Below are 24,354 nucleotides of genomic sequence, written 5' to 3' on the forward strand. Positions count from 1 at the left end.
CGCAGCGACGCTGGCTACGCTGAAGCGGTGACTGACACGACCGACTCGCCTGAGGGTCAACCCGATTCCGGTCCGGCCGATCCAGACGTCGCGAAAGACCAGCCGTCCATCCCGGAGCCCCCTCCGTCCCTACCTGAGCCGGCTCACGAGGACGAGCACATCGGCAAAAAACACGCGGCACTGCGTGAAACCGTCGTCCTCGCCGTGATCGCTCTGGTGCTCTATTACGTGATGTTGACGTTCGTGGCCCGCCCCTATCTGATCCCGTCGGAGTCCATGGAACCCACGTTGCACGGCTGCGCGGGGTGCGTCGGGGACCGGATCATGGTCGACAAGGTCATCTACGATTTCAGCTCGCCGCACCCCGGTGACGTCATCGTGTTCAAGGGGCCGCCGTCGTGGAACATCGGGTACAAGTCGATCCGCTCGCACAACCCGGCGATCCGCGGGCTACAGAACGCGCTGTCCTTTATCGGCTTCGTGCCGCCGGACGAGAACGATCTGGTCAAGCGCGTCATCGCGGTCGGCGGGCAAACCGTGCAGTGCCGCAACACCACCGGACTGACAGTCGACGGTCAGAAATTGAACGAGCCTTACCTGGATCCGGCCGTAATGAACGCGGACCCGGCCGTCTACCCGTGCCTGGGCCCTGAGTTCGGTCCAGTCCATGTCCCTCAGGGGCGGCTGTGGGTGATGGGGGACAACCGCACTCACTCCGCCGACTCCCGGGCCCACTGCACTAGTACCCCCGAGGATGCGATCAAAGGACTGCTGTGCACCGGCGACCCGATGGCCGGCACGGTGCCGGTTGACAACGTCATCGGCAAGGCACGGTTCATTGTGTGGCCGCCCTCGCGTTGGGGTGTCGTGCGATCGGTGAATCCACAGCAGAATCATTAGGCATGGTCACCACCTGGCCGCCGCGGACGGTGATCCGCAAAGCTGAAGGTCCGCGGGGGCTGCGCACCCTGGAGTCCGCGCTGTACCGTAGCGGTCTCGGGCCGGTGGCCGGCGTGGACGAGGTCGGCCGTGGCGCGTGCGCCGGACCGCTGGTGGTGGCGGCCTGCGTGCTCGGCCCAAATCGACTGGAAAGCCTTGCCGCTCTTGATGATTCAAAGAAGTTGACGGAGAATTCTCGGGAGAAGCTGTTTCCGCTGATTCGCCGGTACGCACTGGCCTACCACGTGGTGTTCATCCCGTCGACCGAGGTCGATCAGCGGGGTGTGCACGCGGCCAACATCGAAGGGATGCGTCGGGCGGTGGCGGGGTTGTCGGTTCGCCCCGGCTACGTGCTCAGCGACGGCTTCCGGGTTCCGGGTCTGGCGGTGCCGTCATTGCCGGTGATCGGGGGCGACGCCGCAGCCGCGTGTATCGCCGCGGCCAGCGTGCTGGCCAAAGTCAGTCGGGATCGGCTGATGGTGGCGATGGAGGCGGACCACCCGGGCTACGGCTTCGCGGTGCACAAGGGCTACAGCACCGCGGCTCACTCGGCTGCCCTGACCGAGTTGGGCCCTTGCCCACAGCATCGGTATTCGTTCATCAACGTGCGACGAGTGGCGTCCGGATCACGCCGTCGGACAGTGGCTGCATGCGAACCGGTTCAGCAGGCCGAGAACGAGTGGGGAAAGATGGAACCGGTCAATCAACCACGGGACGAAGAAGGACGGTTGAGCTGATGAGTGCCGAGGATCTCGAAAAGTATGAAACCGAGATGGAGCTCTCGCTGTACCGCGAATACAAGGACATCGTGGGCCAGTTCAGCTACGTGGTGGAAACCGAGCGCCGGTTCTATTTGGCAAACAGCGTGGAGATGGTTCCCCGCAACGCCGACGGCGAGGTCTACTTCGAGCTGCGGCTCTCCGATGCCTGGGTGTGGGACATGTATCGGCCGGCCCGGTTCGTCAAGCAGGTACGGGTCGTCACGTTCAAGGACGTCAACATCGAAGAGGTCGAGAAGCCCGAGCTTCGTCTGCCCGAGTAGGCAGGTGCCGCGCTGAACCAGCGCTAAACCCGGTCGTCCTGGCCGAATGTCGGCTTGCCCCGGCTCTCGATCACCGTGCGCGCCACGTCGGCCAGTTTGATGTTCAGACCTTGGGAGTACCGGCGCAAGATATTGAACGCCTCCTGCTCGTCGATACCGTGCAGCATCATCAGCATTCCCACGGCTTTGCCGATCTCGCGGTTGGACAGCAGCCCCCGCCGCAGGGTCGAGACGTCCTCGCCCTGCGCGACGGCGTTGATCGCCACGCTGGCAAAGGAGGCCAGCACGATGGCCTCGCCGGCCGACTCGGTGTCGAACACGCCCGCCCGGTCGCTGAACAGGTTGAGGGCACCGGTCTTGCGCTTGTCCACCAGGATGCGACAACCCATGGCACCGCGAACCGGCGTCTCGGCGATAATCCGGGCCGCCAGTCGGGGCCACTGGTTGGGCTTGGTGAGGTCGGTTTCGATCTGCGGCACCTCTTCTTCGATCGCATCGACGCACGGCCCATCCGCGGCCGCGCGCTCCATGTCGTCGATTCGATACGCGATGCTGTCGCTCGCGCCGACGGTGACGTAGCGATCGCCGCGGCGCACCAGCAAGCTCGCGTGATCGCACCCGGTGACAACCAGGGTCGCGGCCACGCAGATGGCCGCGTGGACCTGGTCCAAATCCGAGCCCTGATAGATGATCTCGGCCAGCGCGGAGAACACCTTGGCAGGGTCTACTGCCGTCGGCTCTGCGCTGGAACCGTTCTTCGCCGCGTCCGTCACACCCACATCATTTCAAGCCGCTTGTGCTGCCGGCAACCGTATCGCCGTTTCTGTTGACTTCCTGCGGGCACTCAGCCGATGGGGCCGCCGTCGAGATGCTGTAAGGATAGCGGGCGAGCTTCCTTTGATTGACTACGTGGTCACCGTGGCCACTCAGTGGGCGGCCCCCGCACGGCGCTCACCGCTTCGGCCTGCCTTTTCGACCCCGCGGGCAGCAGATTGGCAGCAGATTGACAGCTGATTGCCGTCGCGGTGCGCGAAGATACCGCGGGTGTTTGCCAGAGATGATGAGATGAGCGCAGTTATCGTCAGCGGTGGCGACGCGCTGGCGACAACGGTCATCGATGAGCTGAAAAGCGCCGGCGCAACCGTCGTCAAGCTCCAACCATCCGAGGAAAGCGCGGTCATGTTGATGTTCGGGGGAGCAACCACGGTCGCATGGCTGGTCGCCTTCGGGGGCAGCAATCGTTCGTCGTCGGCGGGATGCGCGTGACGTCCGGAGGCGTCCTCGAGGACGTGCCTCTTTTCGCGCTGAGCGCTAAAACCATGGTCGTTGCCATCACCAACCCCGATGCGCCGCCCAGACTGAACCCGTCTCGCGACGTCCGCCTGCAGGCGAACGACACCGTCTACCTCGTCGGCCCATACCGAGAACTGCTGAACACCTCGTGGAAGGGGCAGGTTCCGGCACCAGTCCCGATGGACGCCGGAGCCGACGCGCGAGTGAGCTGACGACTTAAGGTAATGCATCACCACCTGAGACGCTGCTTGTGCTCGGTCACCTGCTCGGTGGTCAGCAGACCGGATTCGGCCAACTTGGCCAGCAGCGACTGCGCCCGGGTCGCGAGTTCTTGCAATTCGGTGGCGATCGCGGTCACCGCTTCATTCGGTGGCGGGGGCGGTGTCTGCGGGCTTTGCCGCGGTGCCGTCCGCACCCGCTCATTCCCGCGTCCGGCCGACGCGGTGCTGCCGACCGCGCCGCCCGCCGCGCCGGCCAGGCCCATGCTGCTGAACAGGTTGCCGGCGCTGGCCTCCGGTGCTGCCGCGGCACTGGTGATCGGCAGCGTGTAGGTGGCCGGACGCAATTCCGGTGCGGCGACCGTCCATCCAGACGGCACCGACAGCCGGCCGACTTTGTGCGCCTGGCCGAGTCTCGACGGCCCCTCCGAGTCCGGGACCGCGTCCGATGGTGCGCCGATACCACCGGTGCCGTTGATGATCCACTGCGGCAACATCGTTCCGCCGACGCCGTTGCCGGTGAACGGCCCCTTGCCGTTGTCGAAGTCGCGGTCGGCGTTGATCAGCAGGCCTCGCACCGTCGTGCCGAACGACGTCAACGAGGTGGTGATGCCGACCGTTCCGATGGTTACGGTAGTCGCGGCCAGCGGGACCTCTAACGTCCCCAGCAGGACCTCCAACGGGCCCAGCAGATTTAACGGATTCACTGTTGTCGGTGCTACTGCGGCCGAGAGTGACTGTAAGGCTTGAGGAATCGTGTCGAGCACCCGTACGCTATTGGTCACGACAGACCGCGCCGCTTGTTGTTCTGCGCTGGTCGAGTTGGTCGTCGTCGGCGGCTCCACGAACGGGGTCAGCGTCGACGCCGTCGACGCCGAGCCGGCGTACCCGTACATCGCCGCGGCTGCCTGGGCCCACATCTCGGCGTACTGCGCTTCGGCGGCTGCGATCGCGGCGCTGTTCTCCCCGAGCACGTTGGTGGCGATCAACGTCGTCAGCAGGCTCCGGTTGGCCCCGATCACCGCCGGGGGCACCGTCATCGCAAAGGCTGCCGCATATGCCGCTGCTGCGGCCCGGGCCTGGGTGGCGGTCTGTTCGGCGTGCCCGGCCGCGGCGGTCATCCAGTCCAGATAGGGCATGGCGGCCGCCGTCATCGACGCCGACGACGCACCCAGCCACGGTCCGCCGGCCAGTTCGGAGATCGTGGCCCGGTAGGACGCCGCAGTGGACTGAAGTTCGGCGGCAAGCCCGTCCCAGGCCGAGGCCGCTGCCAACATCGGCCCCGCCCCGGGGCCGGCGTACATGCGCGCAGAGTTGACCTCCGGTGGGAGCATTGCGAAATCCATTGTCCCGGCCTAACTGTCTAGTTTCTCGCCGCGGTGGGGTGACTTTGTCTCAGGGTGGCTTGCAGGTAGTGGACACGGGTGTTGATTTCGGTGGCTATGCGCTGAAATGCGGGTAGCTGTCGTGGTCGTCGGCTGTAACCGGGTCTGGGATGCTCCAGTGGAGGTGGCCGGGGTGATCGTTGAAATCGGGGCAGTTTTCGCGGGCTTTGTCGCACAAGGTGATGATGTGTGTGAAGTCCGCGGTATCGACCCGGTCTAGGTGGCGTGGTCGCTGCCCGGCGATGTCAATGCCGTATTCCTGGCGCAGGACCCGAGAAATGTTTGCGTGCATGGAGTTTCGGGGCTTGGTCCCGGCACTTGTGACGTGCAGTCGTCCCCGCACGAGGTGGCGTAGCAGTGCTTCGGCGATCGCTGAGCGTGCGCTGTTGCCGGTGCACACGAACAGCACCGAAGCGCTTGCATCGAGCTGCTCCGCTGGTGGCGAGGGTGTCATCTGCAACCCGGGATGCAGTGCGGGTCCTGCCGCGGCGAGTTGGTCGGCGCAGTGCTGCAGGTTGAGGTGGTAGTAGCTGTCGCGGCTGCTGCGGCTGCTGCGGGTGCTCGTGATCAGGCCGCTGTCGCGCAGCAGCCGCAGGTGATACGAGATCAGGTTCTGGGGTTGATTGGTGCGGGCGACCAGTTCTCGGACACGGTAGTCGCCGGTCGAGAGTGCGGTGATCAACTGCCAGCGCAACGGATGGGCCGCGAGCTGGATGAACGCCGGCATTGATTGACATGACGCTGGCATGACCACAGAATACGGGATATCCATCAATCTGATTTGATCGATATTCGGGTGGCGTGTTGCCGGTGAGGATGGGAATGCCTGAGAAGTCAGCTCAGCCGAATCCGGCCGCGTCTGCGGAATTGCGCCGTCAGCTTGGTGTGTTCGATGCGGTGACGATCGGGCTGGGCTCGATGATCGGCGCGGGCATTTTCGTGGCTTTGGCCCCCGCTGCCGAGGCTGCCGGGTCCGGGTTGCTGGTGGGGCCGGCGGTGGCCGCGGCGATCGCCTATTGCAACGCGACATAGTCGGCGAGGCTGGCGGCGGTCTCGGCCTCAGCGGCCGCATGCGACAGCGCGTTGCGTTGCAGTGTGCTGACATGCAACATCGGACGTCCCCTGGCGTGATCGCAAGCTGACGACGAAGCGCGAATGCCACACGTCAGCACGTGAATCCGTAGACCAGGCCGCAGAACACCCGAACGGCGGACCATGACTACCACCCCGCCATCTAGCCAGTCTGGCGAGTAGAAGCCATCAGTCGGCACGGCGAGCTGTATCGCTCGAACAGCCGCGCGTCCAATTGGGGATGGCAACGTAACTGGGGATAACCGGCCGTTGTTCGGCGGTGATCCGGGCGCGCGGGTGATTCGCGTCGCCCCCGTGCCGCATGGTGGCGGCATGACGACATGGACCCGCGCCGAAATCGGGGCGCTCGGTGAGCGATTGGCAACCGATCACCTGATCGGAATCGGTCTGCGAATCGTGGCCCGCAATTGGCGCTGCCGATACGGCGAACTGGATGTGATCGCCGCGGACCCGGTCACCGACACGGTGATATTCGTTGAGGTCAAGACCCGCACCGGCGACGGCTTCGGGGGGCTGGCCCAGGCGGTGACGGCGCAAAAGGCGCTCCGCTTGCGTCGGTTGGCCGCGATCTGGCTGGCCGCCCAGGACCATCGGTGGGCGGCCGTGCGCATCGACGTCATCGGTGTGCGGATCGGCCGGCGGCGCACCCCGGAGCTCACCCATCTGCGGGGAGTGGGCTGATGGCACTCGGACGCGCGTTCTCGGTCGCTGTGTTGGGGCTGGACGGCCGGATCGTGGAGATCGAAGCCGACATCACATCGGGTTTGCCCGGCGTACATCTGGTGGGTCTTCCGGACGCCGCCCTGCAGGAGTCGCGCGACCGGGTCCGCGCCGCGATCACGAACTGCAACAACAAGTGGCCGATGTCGCGCCTGACGCTCGCGTTGTCACCCGCGACGCTGCCGAAAATGGGATCGGTCTACGACTTGGCGCTGGCGGCCGCGGTCTTGTCGGCGCAGCGGAAAAAGCCCTGGCGGCAACTGGAATCCGCGGTGGTGCTCGGCGAGCTGGCGTTGGACGGCCGGGTCCGTCCGGTGCGTGGGGTGCTGCCGGCGGTGCTGGCAGCCAAGAGTGCGGGCTGGGGAGTCGCGGTGGTGCCGGTGGCGAATCTGCCGGAGGCCGGCCTGGTCGACGGCATCGAGGTGTGGGGTGTGCGCACGCTCTCGCAGCTGCTGGGCTGGCTCAGTGGCGCAACGCATCTGGACGAGCGGATCAGCGGACCCGCACCGGAACCGGAGCCGCCCGCGGACCTGGCTGACGTGGTGGGGCAGGCGCAGGCGCGTTTCGCGGTCGAGGTCGCCGCTGCCGGGTCGCATCACCTGATGCTGACCGGACCGCCGGGAGTAGGTAAAACCATGCTGGCGCAACGCCTTCCGGGGTTGCTTCCGTCGTTGTCGGATGGCGAGTCGTTGGAGGTCACGGCAATTCATTCGGTGGCCGGCCTGTTGTCGGATGCCACCCCGCTGATCACCCGGCCGCCGTTCGTGGCGCCGCATCACAGTTCGAGCGTCGCGGCACTGGTCGGCGGTGGGACGGGAATGGCTCGGCCGGGGGCGGTGAGCCGGGCACACCGCGGAGTGCTCTTTCTCGACGAGTGCGCTGAGATCGGCGTCAGCTCGCTGGAGGCGTTACGAACCCCGTTGGAGGAGGGTGAAATCCGCCTTGCCCGGCGCGACGGGGTGGCGTGCTATCCCGCCCGCTTTCAGCTTGTGCTCGCGGCCAACCCGTGTCCCTGCGCGCCGGCCGATCCGCAGGACTGCATCTGCGCGGCCGCGGTCAAGCGGCGGTATCTCGGCCGGTTGTCCGGACCGCTGCTGGATCGCGTGGACCTGCGGGTCGAGATGCATCCGGTGCGGATGAGCGTGTTCGCCAGTTCCGAACCGGAGTCGACAGGGGAGGTCCGGCACCGGGTGACGGTGGCCCGCGATGCGGCCGCGCAGCGCTGGCGAGCGCACGGGTTTCGGACCAACGCCGAAGTCAGTGGCACGCTGCTGCGGCGCCGGTTCCGTCCGGGCAGCGCCGCGATGGAGCCGCTGCGGACTGCGCTGGATCGCGGCGTACTGAGTATCCGCGGCCTTGATCGGACGCTACGGGTCGCGTGGACGCTCAGTGATCTGGCCGGCCGCACGTCACCCGGGCGCGACGAAGTGGCCACCGCGCTGAGTTTCCGTCAACCGGGATCCGCACGATGACCGACGCGACGCAGCGCGCGTGGGCATACCTGTCGCGGGTCGTCGAGCCGCCATGCCCTGACCTCGCCGCCTTGGTGGGCCGGGTTGGTCCGATCGAAGCGGCCGAGCGGGTGCGGCGCGGCCAGGTTGAGGAGAACCTGGCGCGGAGCACTACAGCGAGGCGTGAGATCGACCGCGCCGTCGAGGATCTGGAACTGCTGGCCCGTCGCGGCGGCCGTCTGGTCACCGCTGGCGACCACGAGTGGCCGGCGCTGGCGTTCACGGCGTTCGGCGGTGCGGCGGTCGCAACGAAACCGCAGGGTGCACCACCCCTGGCGCTCTGGGTACGCGGCCCGGCGGGGCTCGACGACGTCGCTGCGCGGGCGGCGGCCGTGGTCGGCACTCGTGCGGCGACCAGCTACGGCGAGCACGTCGCCGCGGACCTTGCGGTCGGGCTGGCCGAGCGCGACGTCGCGGTCGTCTCCGGCGGTGCTTACGGGATCGACGGGGCGGCGCACCGCGGGGCGCTGTCCGTCGACGGCCGCACAGTGGCGGTGCTTGCAGGCGGGCTCGATATTCCCTATCCAGCAGGGCATTCGGCATTGCTGCACCGGATTGCTACCGACGGGCTGCTGGTCACCGAATATCCGCCGGGGGTGCGTCCGGCCCGGCACCGGTTCCTGACCCGCAACCGGTTAGTGGCCGCAATCGGCGGAGCGGTGGTGGTAGTGGAGGCCGGTTTGCGCAGTGGCGCCGCCAACACTGCCGCCTGGGCGCGGGCACTGGGCCGGGTTGTCGGCGCGGTGCCGGGGCCGGTCACGTCGTCGGCGTCGAGCGGATGTCATGCACTGCTGCGTTCAGGCGCCGAAGTCATCACCCGCGCCGAGGACGTCGTCGAGCTGGTCGGCCGGATCGGCGAGTTGGCGTCGGAACAACCCCGTCCGGTGAGTCCGCTCGACGAGTTGAGCGAGCCTGAGCGACGGGTGTACGAAGCGTTGCCCGGCCGTGGGACCGCCACCGTCGACGAGATTGCCGTCGCCGCGGCGGTGGACCCGGTGCGGATTCTGGCATCGTTGGCGATGCTGGAGCTCGCCGGCGTGGCCGAGCGTCGCGACGGTGGTTGGCGGATCGTCCGGAATCGTAGTCAACCGGCGCATCCCCGTGCGCCTCTATAGTCGAAAGGGTCAGCGCCGAAGGGGGGCAGGTGTCCGGTCGACCAGTGCACACGTTCGTAGTGCTGCGCACCGAACAAGTCATGTCGCACATGATTCGAGTTGTGCTGGGCGGCAACGGCTTCGACACGTTCACGCCCAGTGAATTCACCGATTCCTATGTCAAGCTGATCTTCGTGCCAGAAGGCATCGACGTGGCCGGGTTGCCACACCCGTTGACGCTGGACTCGTTCGCCGACCTCCCGGCGGCCACGCGACCGGTGGTGCGGACGATCACCGTTCGGCGCGCAGACCCGGTCGCGCGCGAGCTCGCCGTCGACATCGCGGTGCACGGTGAGCATGGGACCGCCGGACCCTGGGCCGCGACGGCGCAGCCCGGCCAGCAGATGTATCTGATGGGCCCCAGCGGAGCCTATGCCCCCGACCCTTCGGCGGACTGGCACTTGCTGGCGGGCGACGAGACCGCACTGCCGGCGATCAGCGTTGCGCTGGAAGCTTTGCCCGCCAATGCAATTGGCCAGGCTTTCCTCGAAGTCGCCGAACCCGAGGACGAAGTGTCACTGACCGCGCCCGAGGGCGTTCAGATCAATTGGCTTTACCGCGGCGGCCGGGCCGATCTGGTCGGGGAGGACCGGGCCGGGGACTTCGCGCCGCTGGTCGAAGCCGTCAAGACCGCATTCTGGATGCCCGGGCAGGTGCACGCCTTTGTTCACGGCGAGGCGCAGGCGGTGATGCACAACCTGCGGCACTACGTTCGCAAAGAGCGCGGCGTCGACGCCAAATGGGCGTCCATATCCGGGTACTGGCGGCGCGGTCGCACCGAAGAGACTTTCCGGCAGTGGAAGAAAGAACTCGCCGCAGCCGAGGCCGGCGGCCGGTAGGGCCTCGTCAGCCCGATCGCCAGCTGGCATGCTCCTGGCATGGCATTCGGCGACTATCAGAACGAAATCTATCTCCAGGGCCTGGCCGGCATCGTGCCGAAGCTGCCGATGATCTTCGCGGAGCTCGAGGCCAAGGCCGAACAGGCCTTGCCGCCGTCGATCTGGTCATACGTCGCGGGCGGGGCGGGCGACGAGCGCACCCAGCGGGCCAACGCCGAGGTCTTCCGGCAGTGGGGCCTGATGCCGCGGATGTTCGTCGGTGCGGCGCAACGTGACCTGTCCGTCGACCTGTTCGGGCTGAAGTTGCCGAGCCCGCTGTTCATGGCGCCGATCGGTGTGATCGCGTTGTGCGCCCAGGACGGGCATGGCGACTTGGCCACCGCGCGGGCCGCCGCCCGCACCGGCGTGCCGATGGTGATGTCGACGCTGACCGAGGACCCACTGGAGGACGTCGCCGCCGAATTCGGCGATACGCCCGGGTTCTTCCAGCTCTACACGCCGACCGACCGCGACCTGGCCGCCAGCCTGGTACACCGGGCCGAGGCCGCCGGCTTCAAAGGCATCGTCGTCACGCTGGACACCTGGGTCACCGGCTGGCGCCCGCGTGACCTGAGCACCTCGAACTTCCCGCAGCTGCGCGGCAAGTGTCTGGCCAACTACACCAGCGACCCGGTGTTTCGGGCCGGCCTGGCACAGACTCCCGAAGAAAACCCGCAGGGCGCGGTGCTGAAGTGGATCTCGGTCTTCGGCAATCCGCTGAGCTGGGAAGACCTGCCGTGGCTACGCTCGCTGACCAGGCTGCCACTGATCGTGAAGGGCATCTGCCATCCCGACGATGCGCGCCGCGCCAAGGACGGCGGCGTCGACGGTATTTACTGCTCCAACCACGGCGGCCGGCAGGCCAACGGGGGACTGCCCGCGCTGGACTGCCTACCGGGCGTGGTGGCGGCCGCCGACGGGCTGCCGGTGCTGTTCGACTCCGGTGTTCGCAGCGGCGCCGATGTGGTCAAAGCGCTGGCGCTGGGCGCGACCGCGGTCGGGGTCGGGCGGCCCTACGCCTACGGCCTGGCGCTCGACGGGGTCGACGGCATTGTGCACGTGCTGCGGTCGCTGCTGGCCGAAGCCGACCTGACCATGGCCGTCGACGGCTACCCGACGTTGAAAGATCTCACTCCGGACACCCTGCGGCGCGTCACCTGAAGGACGGCGTCGGTCCCTGCGACCGTGGCGTAGTGCAGGCGATCCTCGAAGAGTTCGACAGCTACCTGGAATTGCAGTGCCTGCGCTCGGCGCACACCCGCCGCGCATACCTCGGCGATCTGCGGTCGCTGTTCGCATTTATCGACGAGCGCGCGCCAGGCCGGGGTCTGCAGGAATTGAGCCTGCCGATCCTGAGGTCGTGGCTTGCCGCCGGCGCCGGCGCCGGTGCGGCCCGTGCCACGCTGGCGCGCCGCACCTCGGCGGTCAAGACGTTCACCGCATGGGCGGTGCGGCGTGGGCTGCTGGCCGGTGATCCCGCGACGCGGCTGCAGGTGCCCAAGGCGCGCCGCGCGCTGCCAGCGGTGTTGCGTCAGGATCAGGCGCTCGCTGCCATGTCGGCGGCCAAATCCGGTTCACAGCAGGGCGATCCGCTGGCCTTACGTGACCGTTTGATCGTTGAGTTGTTGTATGCCACCGGGATTCGGGTCAGCGAGCTGTGCGGCCTGGACATCGACGACATCGACACCTCGCACCGGATCCTGCGCGTGCTCGGCAAGGGCAACAAGCAGCGCAGCGTTCCGTTCGGCGTGCCGGCCGCCGAGGCGCTGCAGGAGTGGCTGGCCGACGGACGACCGGAGTTGGTCAACGCGCAGTCCGGCCCGGCGCTGCTGCTGGGGGCGCGGGGACGTCGGCTCGACGTGCGGCAGGCGCGCACCGTCGTGCACCAGACGGTCGGCGCGGTCGACGGCGCGCCTGACATCGGCCCGCACGGCCTGAGGCACAGCGCCGCAACGCATCTGCTCGATGGCGGCGCCGATTTGCGGGTCGTCCAGGAACTGCTGGGTCACTCCAGCCTGGCCACCACCCAGCTCTACACCCACGTCACGGTCGCCCGCCTGCGCGCGGTGCACGACCAGGCCCATCCGCGGGCCTGACCGGCGGGTCACACCAGCCCCAGCAGCCTCTCGGGCGGCCGATGGTCGACGTGCCCGGCTCATAGCGAAAAGTCAGACTCCGCGATCGAATTCGCTCGAAGGCGGGCAAAAAGGGCACCCCGACCCGGACGTAACTGCTGTGATTAGCTTCGGACTAGTGATGCAGCGGCTTGAGCCGGATCGGCGTCGACGCCAGCAGCCCCAGCGGGTCGATGTAGTCGGCGCGTGCAGCCGGACCCCACATCGCGCTCCAATGCAGGCACGCCGCGACGGCACAGCCCGCGTGGCCGGCCAGCAGCTCGCCGATCACCGCACCCGCAGCCACCCGCTGTCCGACTCGCACCCAGGCCCGGACCGGCTCATAGCTGGTGTGCGCACCGCCCGGATGGGCCAGCGACACCAGTGGACGTCCGGCCAGCGTCCCGGCGTACACCACCGTCGCGGCGCCCGCGGCGTAGACCGATTGCCCGGCAGTACCCGCCAGGTCGACGCCGCGGTGGCCGCGATTCCAGTTCGGCGAAGGGGCGTCGAAAGCGCGCACCACCGCCGGCTGCGGCCGCAGCGGCCACTGAAATCGGACATCGTCCGCAGCGGCGGCCGAAGCTCCGACCAACGTCAGCACCACGGCGGTAGCCCATCGCACCTGGTCAGTTCATCGCGCTGCCGGCGAACCGGCCAGCCAGCGCTGTGGACAAAGCACCTGGCCGGACCGTGTAAACTTCTCTGCGCAGCCCGTACTACGAGCTGACTTCGCGCGTCTGCATCGCGTCTCCCGTGTCACTAGGAGTTCGCACCGCATGCCGGGCGGTCCCGTCTCACAGCGTCACCGGCGGGTCCGGCATCGCAACAGTCGCCAGGGCCCGACGTCACCCGTCGCCGGGCATCAACCGACAACAAAGAAGGCCGACTACATCATTATGGCTGTCGTAACCATGAAGCAGCTGCTTGACAGCGGCACCCACTTCGGGCACCAGACCCGTCGCTGGAACCCCAAGATGAAGCGGTTCATCTTCACCGACCGCAACGGCATCTACATCATCGACCTGCAGCAGACGCTGACCTTCATCGACCAGGCGTACGAATTCGTCAAAGAGACCGTCGCGCACGGCGGTTCGGTGTTGTTCGTCGGCACCAAGAAGCAGGCTCAGGAGTCGATCGCCGCCGAGGCCACCCGGGTCGGTATGCCGTATGTCAACCAGCGCTGGCTGGGCGGCATGCTGACCAACTTCTCCACCGTGCACAAGCGCCTGCAGCGGCTCAAGGAGCTCGAGGCGATGGAGCAGACCGGTGGCTTCGAAGGTCGCACCAAGAAAGAAATCTTGATGCTGACCCGGGAGAAGAACAAGCTGGAGCGCAGCCTGGGCGGTATCCGCGACATGGCGAAGGTTCCGTCGGCGGTCTGGGTCGTCGACACCAACAAGGAGCACCTCGCGGTCGCGGAGGCCATCAAGCTGGGCATCCCGGTGATCGCGATCCTGGACACCAACTGCGACCCCGACCAGGTGAACTACCCGATTCCGGGCAACGACGACGCGATCCGCTCGGCGGCGCTGTTGACCAAGGTGATCGCCTCGGCGGTGGCCGAGGGCCTGCAGGCGCGTGCCGGTGCGGGCCGCGGCGACGGCAAGCCCGAGGCCGAGGGCGCCGAGCCACTGGCCGAGTGGGAGCAGGAGCTGCTCGCGTCGGCAACCGCCACCGCCGATGCCGCCGCAAGCACCCCCGAACCAACCCCAGACCCCTCGTAGGAAAGGCTGAGATGCCCAACTTCACCGCTGCTGACGTCAAGCGTCTTCGCGAGCTCACCGGCGCCGGCATGCTGGACTGTAAGAACGCGCTCGCCGAAAGCGACGGCGACTTCGACAAGGCCGTCGAGGCGCTGCGCATCAAGGGCGCCAAAGACGTCGGCAAGCGTGCCGAGCGGGCCACCGCCGAAGGCCTGGTCGCCGCCAACGGCGGCGCGCTGATCGAGCTGAACAGCGAGACGGACTTCGTCGCCAAGAACGCGGAGTTCCAGAAGGTCGCCGAGGACATCGTGGCGGCGGCCGCCGCGTCCAAGGCCGCCGACGTCGACGCCCTGAAGACAGCCAACATCGGTGACAAGACCGTCGAGCAGGTCATCGCCGAGCTGTCGGCCAAAATCGGCGAGAAGCTCGAACTGCGTCGGGTTGCGTACTTTGACGGCACCGTCGAGACCTACCTGCACAAGCGTGCGGCCGACCTGCCGCCGGGAGTCGGTGTGCTGGTCGAATACAGTCCGGGTAGCGACCCGGACACGGGCACAGCAGCCGCGCACGCCGCCGCACTGCAGATCGCCGCGCTCAAGGCCCGTTTCCTGTCGCGCGACGACGTGCCCGAGGACGTCGTGGCCAGTGAACGGCGCATCGCCGAGGAGACCGCGAAAGAAGAGGGCAAGCCGGAGCAGGCCCTGCCCAAGATCGTCGAGGGTCGGCTGAACGGGTTCTTCAAGGACGTCGTGCTGCTCGAGCAGCCGTCGGTCTCCGACAGCAAGAAGACCGTCAAGGCAATGCTCGACGAAGCCGGTGTCACCGTGACCCGGTTCGTCCGGTTCGAGGTCGGTCAGCAGTAGCATCAGCCGGATGCGACATCTGCACGCATTCGGTGACGACGCGCTCGGCCACCTCGACGCTGTTGGTCTGATCGAGGCCCTCAACGCCGGCCGACTGGGCCGGGTTGAGGTCGTCGAGGCGGCCATTGCCCGCGCCGAAGCGGCCAACCCCGCTCTGAACGGGTTGGCGCATGAGGCTTTCGACAAGGCCCGCGCGCAGGCTGCGGCACCGGCCCGGAGCGGCTATTTCAGTGGCGTGCCCACGTTCATCAAGGACAACGTCGACGTCGCCGGACTGCCGACAATGCGCGGCACCGATGCATGGCCGCCGCGCCCGGCCGACGCTCACGGTGAATTCGCGCGAATGTACCTTGCCACCGGGATGATCCCGCTGGGCAAAACCCAGATGTCGGAATACGGGTTCAGCGCCTCGGCCGAACACCCCCGGCTCGGGCCGGTGCACAATCCCTGGAACACCGACCACACCCCGGGCGCGTCGTCATCGGGTTCCGGCGCCTTCGTGGCCGCGGGTGTGGTGCCGATCGCGCACGCCAACGACGGCGGCGGCTCGATCCGAATTCCGGCGTCCTGCAACGGGCTTGTCGGCCTGAAGCCTTCGCGTGGCCGGCTGCCGCTGGACAAAGAAGTCCGGCAGATGCCGATCCGCATCGTCGCCAACGGGGTAGTAAGCCGATCGGTGCGCGACACTGCGGCGTTTTACCGCGAGGCTGAACGCATCTGGCCCGCAAAGAAGCTCCCGACGATCGGAGACCTGCAGCACGCCGGCAAGAAGCGCTTGCGGGTCGCTGTCATCACCCACTCGCTGCTGCGGGAATGCAGCCGCGAAGTGCGCGAGTTGACGCTGAAATCCGCAGCACTGCTCGACGAATTGGGTCATAAGGTCGACCATCTCGAAAAGCCGCCAATACCAAACAGTTTCGTGTCGGACTTCGTGCTGTATTGGGGTCTGCTGGCGATGGGCCAGATTCAGCAGAACAAGCGAGCCTTCGACGGGTTTGACGTGACCCGCCTGGACAACTTAACGCGGGGCCTGGACCGGCACGCCCGCCGCAATCTGCACAAAGTTCCACTGGCGCTGGTTCGCCTGTTCCGCACCCGGCGCTACACGGAGCGCCTGGCTCGCGCCTACGACGTGGTTTTGACGCCGACGCTGGCCGACGAGCCGCCGCCGATCGGTTACCTCGACCCGACCGCCGACTATCAGCAGATCATCGACCGGCTGCAGGATTGGGTCGCCTACACGCCGTTGCAGAACGTCACCGGCGAGCCCGCGATCTCATTGCCGCTGGCGACATCCGCCAGCGGCTTGCCGGTGGGCATGATGTTCTCGGCGGCAATGGGCCAGGAAGCCCGATTGCTGGAGCTGGCCTACGAACTCGAAGATGCCCGACCGTGGGCGCGTATCGACCAGCAGGCTTAGTCCCACCAGTCGCAGGAGTCTGCGCAAGCGGGGACACAGTGACTTTTCGATTTCGACGCGCATGCGCTATCACGTTCGGGTGGACCGCTACACCTATCGCGCCGCATGGTCCTCCGAGCACGGCGAATAGCTGGCCCGCTGTCTTGAGCTGAGCTGGCTGGGGCACTGGGCGTCGACGCTGCAGGAAGCGATCGTCGGCTGCGACGGGGAGGTTACGCCACCGTGCACCGAGCGAAAAGTTCAGCGGCAAGTTTCTGGTGCGGACATCGCCGACATTGCATTCTCAGCTTGCTGTCGAGGCCGCCGAGCAGCACGTGTCGATGAATCAGTGGGTCGTGCAGAAGTTGGCGGGTCGGCCACCAATTGGCTTGTTCGACGTGTGATATCGCAGGTGGTCACGTTTGCAAAAAAGAATGTGTCCCCAGTCTTGGTGCCAATGTGACCGATGTGGCCCTAGTCCGGCCCCAGCGTCGCCAACATCCGCGTGAACTCGCGCCGCTGAGACGACCGTTGGTCTGCAATGGTGGCGGCGGTTCGGAACGGAGCGCACCGTGCACGACACCGCTCACGACGCACTGATGGCCATCCCGGGGTTTGGCCGCTACTTCCGCTCGATGGGCGTGTTACCCGCAGCTCCAGATGCCATTGCGACAGCATTGGCGGGGCACGACGTGGCGCTGGGGCCGGGCGGCGAGGTGGACTCGCTGCGACCGTGGCGGGAGCGCGATCGGGCAAACCTCGCGGGCCCTGCGATTGGATAAGTTGCTGCGACTCAGAGTTTTTCCGATGGCCATCTCGCTGCCCTGGGGTATCGCTCCTGCCGCGCTGCCGCAGGTGCCGCAGGTGCCGCTGCCGGCCAAGATCCGGACCCGGGTCATGCCAGCGGTCGAAATTGACCACGATCCGGCGCGAGCCGACGACGACGATTACGTCGACCGCAAATATCATGAGGTCGAAGACAGCATTCAGCGCGGCATGGACGCGCTCGCCCGTACGCGGGCGTTGCCGGTCTTTGGCTAAGCGCCGCTTCGCAGCGCGAATGAGGCCCGGTCCGTTGCCGGCCGGGCCTCTTTGGCTGGAAAATTAGCCTTGGTGGGCCTGCTGGCGCTTCTCGGCCGCCGCTTCACTGGCTCGAGCTGCCTCGGCTTCGGCTTCTTTCCTGGCGACATCACGCTGGGCTGAGGCCTTGTCCTGCTGGGCCTCGCCCTCTTTCTCGAGATCTTCGTGGCCGATCACTGTGCCAACGGCTTCCTTAGCCAGACCCTTGGCGCCCTCGACTACACCCTTGATGCCTTCTGCGGGCCCGCTCTTGTTGTCGTCCGACATGGAGTCCTCCTGTTGACTTACGTCATAACCGTTCGATTTTCCGGCCGATAGTTCGACCGTGTGCGCGTAGCTGAGGCAGACATCGCCTCGCCACACCGCAAGGCAACGGGTTCCCACGTTGCTGGTCGGGCAAACCTCCGCACACCTCGCCGGTGACTGTGCAGGGCCGCGATCGCACTTCGCCGCTGCTACGGGGCCTGAACAGGACCGTTGTGATGCCGCCCACGTCGGCGTCGGCCGCGTCGGCTGCCGACAGCCTGCCCCAAATGTGCTCGACCACAACGTCATAAGCCCTCGCGGTCGCGCGACTTGTATTTGCTGACCGAGTTTCGGTGTTTTCGCAATTCGCGCCCGCCGCGCGGGCGACAATCGCAGGCGAACAAGATTTCTGAGGTCAACACCGTCGCGTCTGCCATTCAGCCCGGCGACACTGCAAGCGAACGCCGGCGATAAGGCAGGATGGGACGTGCTGTTTCGGGGGTCAGCCGGATGGCGCCTTCCCACGCGAGGAGTCTGATGACGGAGCAGGAGCCGACGATCACCAACGGCGCCCATGGCCCGGTAAATCGTCCCCAGTACACCCGGGTCTTGCTCAAACTCGGTGGCGAGATGTTCGGTGGGGGATCGGTCGGTCTGGATCCCGACGTGGTGGCACTGGTCGCCCGCCAGATCGCCGAAGTGGTCCGCACCGGGGTGCAGGTCGCCGTGGTGATTGGCGGTGGCAACTTCTTCCGCGGCGCGCAGCTGCAGCAGCGCGGCATGGAGCGGACCCGCTCGGACTACATGGGAATGCTCGGCACGGTGATGAACAGCCTTGCGTTGCAAGACTTTCTGCAAAAAGAAGGCATCGACACCCGGGTTCAAACGGCGATCACGATGGGCCAGGTCGCCGAGCCGTACCTTCCGCTGCGGGCCCGGCGCCATCTCGAGAAGGGGCGCGTGGTGATCTTCGGCGCCGGCATGGGGCTGCCGTACTTTTCCACCGATACCACTGCTGCGCAGCGAGCTCTGGAGATCGGCGCCGACGTGGTGCTGATGGCCAAGGCGGTCGACGGCGTCTTCACCGACGACCCGCGTGTCAACCCCGGCGCCGAATTGCTGACCGCGATCACGCATCGTGAAGTCATCGACCGGGGGCTGCGGGTGGCCGACGCCACCGCGTTCAGCTTGTGCATGGACAATCGGATGCCGATTCTGGTTTTCAACCTGCTGACCGACGGCAATATCGCTCGCGCCGTCGCAGGTGAGAAGATCGGCACTCTGGTGAGTACGTGAAGGGAGGGGCGGCGCGGAAATGCCCGCCGGCGACAATAAACAGGGCAGTGCGACCGGGAGAAGTGACGAGGAGCGGCGGAAATGATTGACGAGACTCTCTTTGACGCCGAAGAGAAGATGGAAAAGGCCGTGGCGGTGAGTCGCGACGACCTGTCGACCATCCGCACCGGCCGGGCGAATCCCGGCATGTTCAACCGCATCGTCATCGACTACTACGGTTCGGCCACCCCGATCACTCAGCTGGCCAGCATCAACGTCGCCGAGGCGCGGCTGGTCGTCATCAAGCCATACGAGGCCGGCCAACTCGGCAACATCGAGAACGCGATCCGCAATTCCGACCTCGGGCTCAACCCCAGCAACGACGGCACTGTGATCCGGGTGGCGGTGCCTCAGCTGACCGAGGAGCGTCGCCGCGAGCTCGTCAAGCAGGCAAAATCCAAGGGCGAGGACGCGAAGGTGACGGTGCGCAACATCCGCCGCAAGGCCATGGAGGAGTTGCACCGCATCCGCAAAGACGGCGAAGCCGGTGAGGACGAGGTCGGCCGCGCGGAGAAAGATTTGGACAAGGCCACCCAGCAGTATGTGACTCAAATCGATGACCTGGTCAAACACAAGGAAGGCGAGCTGCTGGAGGTCTAGCGGCCGCTCAGCAGACGACGTACGTGGCAGAGACCGATACCGGCGCCGGCATCCCGGTGCACAAGCCCAAGCAGAAGAAATCGCGGGCTGGCCGCAATCTTCCGGCGGCGATCGCTGTGGGCGCCGTCATCGGCTTCACCATCATCGCGATCCTGATCTGGGACCGCTATCTGTGGGTTCTGCTGGTGGCCGTCGCGATGCCCGTCGCCACTCACGAGGTCGTGCGTCGGCTGCGCGAGGCCGGTTACGTGATCCCGGTCATTCCGTTGCTGGTCGGCGGCCAGCTGATGATCTGGCTGACCTGGCCCTACCATGCTCTCGGTGCGCTGGCGGGGTTCGGCGCCACCGCGGTGGTCTGCATGTTCTGGCGGTTGGCGCTCGGCTCCACCTCCGCGCCGCACGGATCCGCCGATTCGCCGTCGGGCAATTATCTGCGCGACGTCGCGGCCACGGTCTTCCTGGCCGCCTGGGTGCCGCTGTTCGCGTCGTTCAGCGTCTTGCTGGTGTATCCGCCTAACGGCTCCGGCCGGGTGTTTTCTCTGATGATCGGCGTCGTCGCATCCGACGTCGGTGGGTATGCGGTCGGTGTGCTGGTGGGCAAGCATCCGATGGTCCCGTCGATCAGCCCGAACAAGTCGTGGGAGGGCATGGCGGGTTCGCTGCTCTTCGGGATCACCGCGGTGACACTGACCGCCACGTTGCTGGCCCACCGGCCGGCCTGGATCGGTCTGCTGCTGGGGCTCACCATCGTGACTGTTGCCACCCTGGGCGACCTGGTCGAATCGCAGATCAAGCGTGATCTGGGCATCAAGGATATGGGCCGGATCCTGCCCGGTCACGGTGGCCTGATGGACCGGCTGGACGGGGCGCTGCCGTCGGCGGTCGCCACCTGGATCGTGCTGACTCTGCTGCCCTGAGGTGCACCGGTGAAGCAACAGTTGGTATTCGAAGCGCCTCGGCGCGCGCTGCCGCCACGCCACTTGGCCGACCTCGACGATGCCGGCTGCGCCGAAGCCGTCGCGGCGCTGGGTCTGCCGGCGTTTCGGGCCAGGCAGGTGGCGAATCAGTACTACGGCCGGCTGATCGCCGATCCGCAGCAGATGACCGACCTGCCGGTCGCGGTTCGCGGCCAAGTGGCTGAGGCGTTGTTCCCGACGCTGCTGACCGCGGCCCGCGAAATCACCTGCGACGCAGGAGAAACCCGCAAGACGCTGTGGCGGGCGGTCGACGGGACGACCTTCGAGTCGGTGCTGATGCGCTATCCCAAGCGCAACACGGTCTGCATCTCCTCGCAGGCGGGTTGCGGCATGGCATGCCCGTTCTGCGCGACCGGTCAGGGCGGTCTGACCCGGAACCTGTCGACCGCCGAGATCGTCGAGCAGGTGCGGTCCGCATCCGCGACGCTGCGTGACGAGTGGGGCCCACCTAGTCAGCGGCTGTCCAACATCGTGTTCATGGGCATGGGGGAGCCGCTGGCCAACTACGCCAGGGTGCTGGCAGCAGTGCGTCGCATCATCGGTTCGGCGGAGAAAGGCGCGGGCTTCGGCATTTCGGCCCGCTCGGTGACGGTGTCGACAGTCGGACTGGCCCCCGCCATCCGGAAACTCGCCGATGAGCGACTCGGTGTGACGCTGGCGCTGTCGCTGCACGCCCCCGACGACGAGCTGCGCGACACCTTGGTGCCAGTCAACAGCCGGTGGAGGGTCGGCGAGGCGCTGGACGCCGCGCGGTATTACGCCGAGCAGACGGGTCGGCGAGTATCGGTGGAGTACGCGCTGATTCGTGACGTCAACGACCAGCCGTGGCGCGCGGAGCTGCTGGGCAAGCGACTACACCGGGCGCTGGGTCCGTTGGTGCATGTGAATTTGATTCCGCTGAACCCGACACCGGGCAGCGAATGGGATGCCAGCCCCAAGCCCGTGCAGCGGGAATTCGTTCGCCGGGTCCGCGCGGCCGGAGTGGCCTGCACGGTGCGCGACACCCGCGGCCGTGAGATCGCCGCGGCGTGCGGCCAGTTGGCAGCCGCCGAACTGCCTACTTGAGCCAGCCGCGCCGGCGGCCCCACATGTCGCGGACGAGGACGAACAGGCTCAACAGCGCGACACCGATCACCCAGAGGTCCTCGACGTGGCCCACATGGTTTTCGCGCAGGAAGGCCACCAGCAGACCGATCAACAGGATTCCGTAGACGTGCCAGTTACGGTGGCTGATCTTGCTCCAGCCCCAGTTTGCCGACGGCACCTCAGCGATGTCGACACCGCTTGAGCGCTCCACCTCGGTACCGGCCACGGTGAACTCCTCGGGTTGAGATCGGGATGCCTGCTCATTCTGGCACACCCCGCATCGTCGCCGGCCGGGGATTCGTCGGGCGCGCCCGTGGCGCGGCACAATGAGTGGGTGTCCAACCGCCGACTGAAGACCCTGGTGCTGGGCAGCACCGGCTCGATCGGCACCCAGGCGCTCGAGGTGATCGCCGCCAACCCGGACCGCTTCGAGCTGGTGGGGCTCGCCGCCGGGGGCGCCAACCCGGACCTGCTGGCCCGGCAGCGCGCCGAAACGGGGGTGTCCGCCCTCGCCGTCGCCGACGAGCGCGCCGCGCAGGCGATTGGCGACGTCACGTACCAAGGACCCGACGCGGCGACCCGGCTGATCGAGAACACCGAGGCCGACGTGGTGCTGAACGCGCTGGTCGGCGCGCTCGGCCTGCAGCCGACGCTCACCGCGCTGGCCTGCGGCGCCCGGTTGGCTCTGGCGAACAAGGAGTCGCTGATAGCCGGCGGGCCGCTGGTGTTGGCCGCCGCGCAACCGGGCCAGATCGTGCCGGTGGACTCCGAGCACTCCGCGCTGGCGCAGTGTCTGCGCGGCGGCGGCGCCGACGAAGTCGCCAAGCTGGTGCTGACCGCATCCGGTGGGCCGTTCCGGGGCTGGACCGCGACCGAGCTGGAGCACGTCACGCCCGCGCAGGCCGGTGCCCACCCGACCTGGTCGATGGGACCGATGAACACACTGAACTCGGCGTCGCTGGTGAACAAGGGGCTCGAGCTCATCGAAGCGCACCTGCTGTTCGGCATCCCGTACCGCCGGATCGACGTCGTCGTGCACCCGCAGTCGATCGTGCACTCGATGGTGACGTTCACCGACGGCTCGACGATCGCGCAGGCCAGCCCGCCGGACATGAAACTGCCCATCGCGCTGGCGCTGGGCTGGCCGGACCGGGTGCCTGGCGCCGCGGCGGCGTGTGACTTCTCCACCGCCTCGGCCTGGGAGTTCGAGCCGCTGGACGACGAGGTGTTCCCGGCGGTGGCGCTGGCCCGGCAAGCCGGCGAGACGGGTGGCTGCATGACCGCCGTCTACAACGCCGCCAACGAAGAAGCGGCCGAGGCGTTCCTGGGCGGTCGAATCGGTTTTCCGGCCATCGTGCACACAATCGCCGAGGTCTGCAGCGCCGCCGACCAGTGGGCCGCGCAACCCGCTACCGTGGAAGATGTACTCGACGCGCAGCGCTGGGCCCGCGAGCGCGCGCGTGGTGCGATCACACAGGAGGTTTCACCGCTTCGATGATGTTCGTAATCGGCATCGTGCTGTTTGCACTCGCCATCCTCATTTCGGTGGCGTTGCACGAATGCGGCCACATGTGGGTCGCCCTGGGCACCGGCATGAAGGTGCGGCGCTACTTCGTGGGTTTCGGTCCGACCCTGTGGTCGACTCGCCGCGGCGAGACCGAATACGGGCTCAAGGCCATCCCGGCCGGCGGCTTCTGCGACATCGCCGGGATGACGTCGGTCGAAGAACTGCAGCCCGACGAGCTTGATCGCGCGATGTACAAGCAGAAGACCTGGAAGCGGGCGGCGGTGTTGTTCGCCGGACCGGGCATGAACTTCGTGATCGGCCTGGTGCTGATCTACGCCATCGCGGTCACCTGGGGGCTGCCGAACCTGCATCCCGCTGCGGTGATCGGCCAAACAGCTTGTGCGGCAAGTGAAATCAAGCAAGGTGACTTCGAGAAGTGCACTGGCGACGGGCCGGCGGCCCACGCCGGGATCCGGGCCGGTGACGTGGTCGTCGAGGTCAACGGCACTCCGGTCACCGACTTCTCCGACATGGCCGGCGTGGTCCAGAAACTGCACGGCACCGTCCCCGTCGTGATCAAGCGCGACGGTCAGACCATGACCCGCTACGTCGATATCGTGCCGAAGCAGCGCTGGGTGACCAGCGGCAAGAACGGCGCTCCGAAGCCGGCGACCATCGGCGTGATGGGTGTGGTCGGCACGCAGCCCGGGCCCACCCACTACAACCCGGTCAGTGCGATACCGGCCACGCTGACCTTCACCGGCAACCTGACCGTGCTGCTGGGCAAGTCGCTGGTCGCGATTCCGACCAAGGTCGGCGCGCTGATCCACGCGATCGGCGGCGGTGAGCGTTCCCTGGACACCCCGATCAGCGTCGTCGGCGCGAGCATCATCGGCGGTGACACCGTGGATCACGGTGTCTGGATGGCGTTCTGGCTGTTTTTGGCGCAGTTGAACTTCATCTTGGGCGTCATCAATTTGGTGCCGCTGCTGCCGTTCGACGGTGGTCACATCGCCATCGCGCTCTACGAAAAGCTACGCAATGTGATTCGCGCGGCCCGCGGCAAAGTCGCAGCGGCGCCGGTGAACTACCTCAAGCTGATGCCCGCGACGTACGTAGTCTTGGTGGTGGTCGTCGGCTACATGCTGTTGACGGTGACCGCCGATGTGGTCAACCCGATTCGGCTGTTCCAGTAGGGAGAAGGCAAAC

The 24,354-nt window shown here is 66.9% G+C and carries 26 protein-coding genes and 3 pseudogenes; 23 read left to right on the forward strand and 6 right to left on the reverse strand.

The features are described from left to right. Positions 1-27 precede the first annotated feature (27 nt). From lepB to ABDV69_RS01075, 3 genes are read left to right on the forward strand one after another with little or no spacing between them, the layout of a single operon-like run. Complete coding sequence (gene lepB / locus ABDV69_RS01065; protein WP_343571484.1) at positions 28-900, forward strand: signal peptidase I; 873 nt, start codon at positions 28-30, stop codon at positions 898-900. A gap of 2 nt (positions 901-902) precedes the next feature. Beyond that, positions 903-1,676: a ribonuclease HII gene (locus tag ABDV69_RS01070; protein ID WP_343571485.1), complete on the forward strand. Its 774-nt coding sequence runs from the start codon at positions 903-905 to the stop codon at positions 1,674-1,676. After that, positions 1,676-1,981, forward strand: a complete 306-nt coding sequence (locus tag ABDV69_RS01075; protein ID WP_007171389.1) for a DUF2469 domain-containing protein — start codon at positions 1,676-1,678, stop codon at positions 1,979-1,981. Before ABDV69_RS01070 ends, ABDV69_RS01075 begins: the two co-directional genes overlap by 1 nt. A gap of 23 nt (positions 1,982-2,004) precedes the next feature. On the opposite strand, the gene ABDV69_RS01080 is transcribed toward ABDV69_RS01075, so the two are convergent. Next, entirely contained in the window at positions 2,005-2,754 is a 750-nt protein-coding gene (locus tag ABDV69_RS01080) for a GAF and ANTAR domain-containing protein (protein ID WP_343571486.1), read from the reverse strand. Positions 2,755-3,046: 292 nt separating this feature from the next. On the opposite strand from ABDV69_RS01080, the gene ABDV69_RS01085 reads away from it, so the two are divergent. Both ABDV69_RS01085 and ABDV69_RS01090 read left to right on the forward strand, forming a co-directional pair. Beyond that, on the forward strand, positions 3,047-3,247 hold the full coding sequence (locus ABDV69_RS01085; RefSeq protein ID WP_343571487.1) for a hypothetical protein: 201 nt from the start codon (positions 3,047-3,049) through the stop codon (positions 3,245-3,247). Further along, a complete protein-coding gene (locus tag ABDV69_RS01090) occupies positions 3,244-3,486 on the forward strand; it encodes a hypothetical protein (protein ID WP_343571488.1) in 243 nt (80 codons plus the stop codon). Before ABDV69_RS01085 ends, ABDV69_RS01090 begins: the two co-directional genes overlap by 4 nt. Before the next feature lie 17 nt (positions 3,487-3,503). Here the strand turns inward: ABDV69_RS01090 and ABDV69_RS01095 are convergent, their stop codons facing one another. Both ABDV69_RS01095 and ABDV69_RS01100 read right to left on the reverse strand, forming a co-directional pair. After that, entirely contained in the window at positions 3,504-4,838 is a 1,335-nt protein-coding gene (locus ABDV69_RS01095; protein WP_343571489.1) for a PPE family protein, read from the reverse strand. A 94-nt stretch (positions 4,839-4,932) separates the two neighbouring features. Next, positions 4,933-5,604 carry an ArsR family transcriptional regulator gene (locus tag ABDV69_RS01100; protein ID WP_343571490.1) on the reverse strand — a complete coding sequence of 224 codons (672 nt, stop codon included), beginning with the start codon at positions 5,602-5,604 and terminating at the stop codon, positions 4,933-4,935. A gap of 95 nt (positions 5,605-5,699) precedes the next feature. On the opposite strand from ABDV69_RS01100, the pseudogene ABDV69_RS01105 reads away from it, so the two are divergent. From ABDV69_RS01105 to ABDV69_RS01135, 7 genes and pseudogenes are all read left to right on the forward strand, one after another. Further along, positions 5,700-5,906 (forward strand): annotated as a pseudogene (locus ABDV69_RS01105) (amino acid permease); the annotation flags it as partial. Between the two features lie 375 nt (positions 5,907-6,281). Continuing rightward, positions 6,282-6,650 carry a YraN family protein gene (locus ABDV69_RS01110; RefSeq protein WP_343571491.1) on the forward strand — a complete coding sequence of 123 codons (369 nt, stop codon included), beginning with the start codon at positions 6,282-6,284 and terminating at the stop codon, positions 6,648-6,650. Then, complete coding sequence (locus tag ABDV69_RS01115; RefSeq protein ID WP_343571492.1) at positions 6,650-8,161, forward strand: YifB family Mg chelatase-like AAA ATPase; 1,512 nt, start codon at positions 6,650-6,652, stop codon at positions 8,159-8,161. The genes ABDV69_RS01110 and ABDV69_RS01115 overlap by 1 nt, the downstream gene beginning before the upstream one ends. Next, entirely contained in the window at positions 8,158-9,315 is a 1,158-nt protein-coding gene (dprA, locus tag ABDV69_RS01120; RefSeq protein WP_343571493.1) for a DNA-processing protein DprA, read from the forward strand. The genes ABDV69_RS01115 and dprA overlap by 4 nt, the downstream gene beginning before the upstream one ends. A gap of 29 nt (positions 9,316-9,344) precedes the next feature. Further along, positions 9,345-10,193, forward strand: a complete 849-nt coding sequence (locus tag ABDV69_RS01125; RefSeq protein ID WP_343571494.1) for a siderophore-interacting protein — start codon at positions 9,345-9,347, stop codon at positions 10,191-10,193. A gap of 39 nt (positions 10,194-10,232) precedes the next feature. After that, positions 10,233-11,393 (forward strand): alpha-hydroxy-acid oxidizing protein, encoded by a 1,161-nt coding sequence (locus tag ABDV69_RS01130; protein ID WP_343571495.1) that lies wholly within the window; start codon positions 10,233-10,235, stop codon positions 11,391-11,393. A 32-nt stretch (positions 11,394-11,425) separates the two neighbouring features. Beyond that, on the forward strand, positions 11,426-12,328 hold the full coding sequence (locus ABDV69_RS01135; protein WP_343571496.1) for a tyrosine recombinase XerC: 903 nt from the start codon (positions 11,426-11,428) through the stop codon (positions 12,326-12,328). A 154-nt stretch (positions 12,329-12,482) separates the two neighbouring features. Here ABDV69_RS01135 and ABDV69_RS01140 read toward each other — a convergent pair whose 3' ends face one another. After that, complete coding sequence (locus ABDV69_RS01140; protein WP_343571497.1) at positions 12,483-12,971, reverse strand: M23 family metallopeptidase; 489 nt, start codon at positions 12,969-12,971, stop codon at positions 12,483-12,485. Between the two features lie 274 nt (positions 12,972-13,245). Here ABDV69_RS01140 and rpsB point away from each other — a divergent pair, with 274 nt between their 5' ends. From rpsB to ABDV69_RS01165, 5 genes and pseudogenes are all read left to right on the forward strand, one after another. Continuing rightward, positions 13,246-14,073 carry a 30S ribosomal protein S2 gene (rpsB, locus tag ABDV69_RS01145; RefSeq protein WP_343571498.1) on the forward strand — a complete coding sequence of 276 codons (828 nt, stop codon included), beginning with the start codon at positions 13,246-13,248 and terminating at the stop codon, positions 14,071-14,073. Between the two features lie 11 nt (positions 14,074-14,084). Beyond that, the gene (tsf, locus tag ABDV69_RS01150; protein WP_343571499.1) at positions 14,085-14,915 is read left to right on the forward strand and encodes a translation elongation factor Ts; all 831 of its coding nucleotides are present in this window, start codon (positions 14,085-14,087) and stop codon (positions 14,913-14,915) included. A 10-nt stretch (positions 14,916-14,925) separates the two neighbouring features. Then, a complete protein-coding gene (locus tag ABDV69_RS01155; RefSeq protein ID WP_343571500.1) occupies positions 14,926-16,335 on the forward strand; it encodes an amidase in 1,410 nt (469 codons plus the stop codon). Positions 16,336-16,465: 130 nt separating this feature from the next. Further along, positions 16,466-16,718, forward strand: a pseudogene (locus ABDV69_RS01160) (type II toxin-antitoxin system HicB family antitoxin). Between the two features lie 123 nt (positions 16,719-16,841). After that, positions 16,842-17,355 (forward strand): annotated as a pseudogene (locus ABDV69_RS01165) (glycerol acyltransferase); the annotation flags it as partial. Between the two features lie 63 nt (positions 17,356-17,418). On the opposite strand, the gene ABDV69_RS01170 reads toward ABDV69_RS01165, so the two are convergent. Beyond that, the gene (locus ABDV69_RS01170) at positions 17,419-17,661 is read right to left on the reverse strand and encodes a CsbD family protein (protein ID WP_343571501.1); all 243 of its coding nucleotides are present in this window, start codon (positions 17,659-17,661) and stop codon (positions 17,419-17,421) included. 516 nt (positions 17,662-18,177) lie between these two features. Between ABDV69_RS01170 and pyrH the strand changes: the two genes are divergently transcribed. The 4 genes from pyrH (at position 18,178) to rlmN (ending at position 21,617) form a co-directional block, all read left to right on the forward strand. Then, positions 18,178-18,936 carry a UMP kinase gene (gene pyrH, locus ABDV69_RS01175; protein WP_343571502.1) on the forward strand — a complete coding sequence of 253 codons (759 nt, stop codon included), beginning with the start codon at positions 18,178-18,180 and terminating at the stop codon, positions 18,934-18,936. Positions 18,937-19,017: 81 nt separating this feature from the next. After that, entirely contained in the window at positions 19,018-19,575 is a 558-nt protein-coding gene (frr, locus tag ABDV69_RS01180) for a ribosome recycling factor (protein ID WP_343571503.1), read from the forward strand. A gap of 23 nt (positions 19,576-19,598) precedes the next feature. Continuing rightward, a complete protein-coding gene (locus ABDV69_RS01185; protein ID WP_343571504.1) occupies positions 19,599-20,492 on the forward strand; it encodes a phosphatidate cytidylyltransferase in 894 nt (297 codons plus the stop codon). A gap of 9 nt (positions 20,493-20,501) precedes the next feature. Further along, positions 20,502-21,617, forward strand: a complete 1,116-nt coding sequence (rlmN, locus tag ABDV69_RS01190) for a 23S rRNA (adenine(2503)-C(2))-methyltransferase RlmN (protein WP_343571505.1) — start codon at positions 20,502-20,504, stop codon at positions 21,615-21,617. Here the strand turns inward: rlmN and ABDV69_RS01195 are convergent. Continuing rightward, complete coding sequence (locus tag ABDV69_RS01195) at positions 21,610-21,864, reverse strand: DUF2631 domain-containing protein (protein ID WP_343571506.1); 255 nt, start codon at positions 21,862-21,864, stop codon at positions 21,610-21,612. The two genes, rlmN and ABDV69_RS01195, sit on opposite strands and share 8 nt — an antisense overlap. Positions 21,865-21,951: 87 nt before the next feature. On the opposite strand from ABDV69_RS01195, the gene dxr reads away from it, so the two are divergent. Next, on the forward strand, positions 21,952-23,136 hold the full coding sequence (dxr, locus tag ABDV69_RS01200; RefSeq protein ID WP_343571507.1) for a 1-deoxy-D-xylulose-5-phosphate reductoisomerase: 1,185 nt from the start codon (positions 21,952-21,954) through the stop codon (positions 23,134-23,136). After that, on the forward strand, positions 23,133-24,341 hold the full coding sequence (locus tag ABDV69_RS01205) for a M50 family metallopeptidase (RefSeq protein WP_343571508.1): 1,209 nt from the start codon (positions 23,133-23,135) through the stop codon (positions 24,339-24,341). Before dxr ends, ABDV69_RS01205 begins: the two co-directional genes overlap by 4 nt. Positions 24,342-24,354: the final 13 nt, after the last annotated feature.

The organism is Mycobacterium sp., from assembly GCF_039583785.1.
Taxonomy (GTDB): domain Bacteria; phylum Actinomycetota; class Actinomycetes; order Mycobacteriales; family Mycobacteriaceae; genus Mycobacterium.

Bases quoted from the DNA above. Each gene is read 5' to 3' on its own strand.
- ABDV69_RS01070 (WP_343571485.1), top strand. From the start codon at position 903: ATGGTCACCACCTGGCCGCCGCGGACGGTGATCCGCAAAGCTGAAGGT.
- ABDV69_RS01075 (WP_007171389.1), top strand. From the start codon at position 1,676: ATGAGTGCCGAGGATCTCGAAAAGTATGAAACCGAGATGGAGCTCTCG.
- ABDV69_RS01085 (WP_343571487.1), top strand. From the start codon at position 3,047: ATGAGCGCAGTTATCGTCAGCGGTGGCGACGCGCTGGCGACAACGGTC.
- ABDV69_RS01095 (WP_343571489.1), bottom strand. From the start codon at position 4,838: ATGGATTTCGCAATGCTCCCACCGGAGGTCAACTCTGCGCGCATGTAC.
- ABDV69_RS01100 (WP_343571490.1), bottom strand. From the start codon at position 5,604: ATGCCGGCGTTCATCCAGCTCGCGGCCCATCCGTTGCGCTGGCAGTTG.
- ABDV69_RS01110 (WP_343571491.1), top strand. From the start codon at position 6,282: ATGACGACATGGACCCGCGCCGAAATCGGGGCGCTCGGTGAGCGATTG.
- ABDV69_RS01115 (WP_343571492.1), top strand. From the start codon at position 6,650: ATGGCACTCGGACGCGCGTTCTCGGTCGCTGTGTTGGGGCTGGACGGC.
- dprA (WP_343571493.1), top strand. From the start codon at position 8,158: ATGACCGACGCGACGCAGCGCGCGTGGGCATACCTGTCGCGGGTCGTC.
- ABDV69_RS01130 (WP_343571495.1), top strand. From the start codon at position 10,233: ATGGCATTCGGCGACTATCAGAACGAAATCTATCTCCAGGGCCTGGCC.
- rpsB (WP_343571498.1), top strand. From the start codon at position 13,246: ATGGCTGTCGTAACCATGAAGCAGCTGCTTGACAGCGGCACCCACTTC.
- tsf (WP_343571499.1), top strand. From the start codon at position 14,085: ATGCCCAACTTCACCGCTGCTGACGTCAAGCGTCTTCGCGAGCTCACC.
- ABDV69_RS01155 (WP_343571500.1), top strand. From the start codon at position 14,926: ATGCGACATCTGCACGCATTCGGTGACGACGCGCTCGGCCACCTCGAC.
- ABDV69_RS01170 (WP_343571501.1), bottom strand. From the start codon at position 17,661: ATGTCGGACGACAACAAGAGCGGGCCCGCAGAAGGCATCAAGGGTGTA.
- pyrH (WP_343571502.1), top strand. From the start codon at position 18,178: ATGACGGAGCAGGAGCCGACGATCACCAACGGCGCCCATGGCCCGGTA.
- frr (WP_343571503.1), top strand. From the start codon at position 19,018: ATGATTGACGAGACTCTCTTTGACGCCGAAGAGAAGATGGAAAAGGCC.
- ABDV69_RS01205 (WP_343571508.1), top strand. From the start codon at position 23,133: ATGATGTTCGTAATCGGCATCGTGCTGTTTGCACTCGCCATCCTCATT.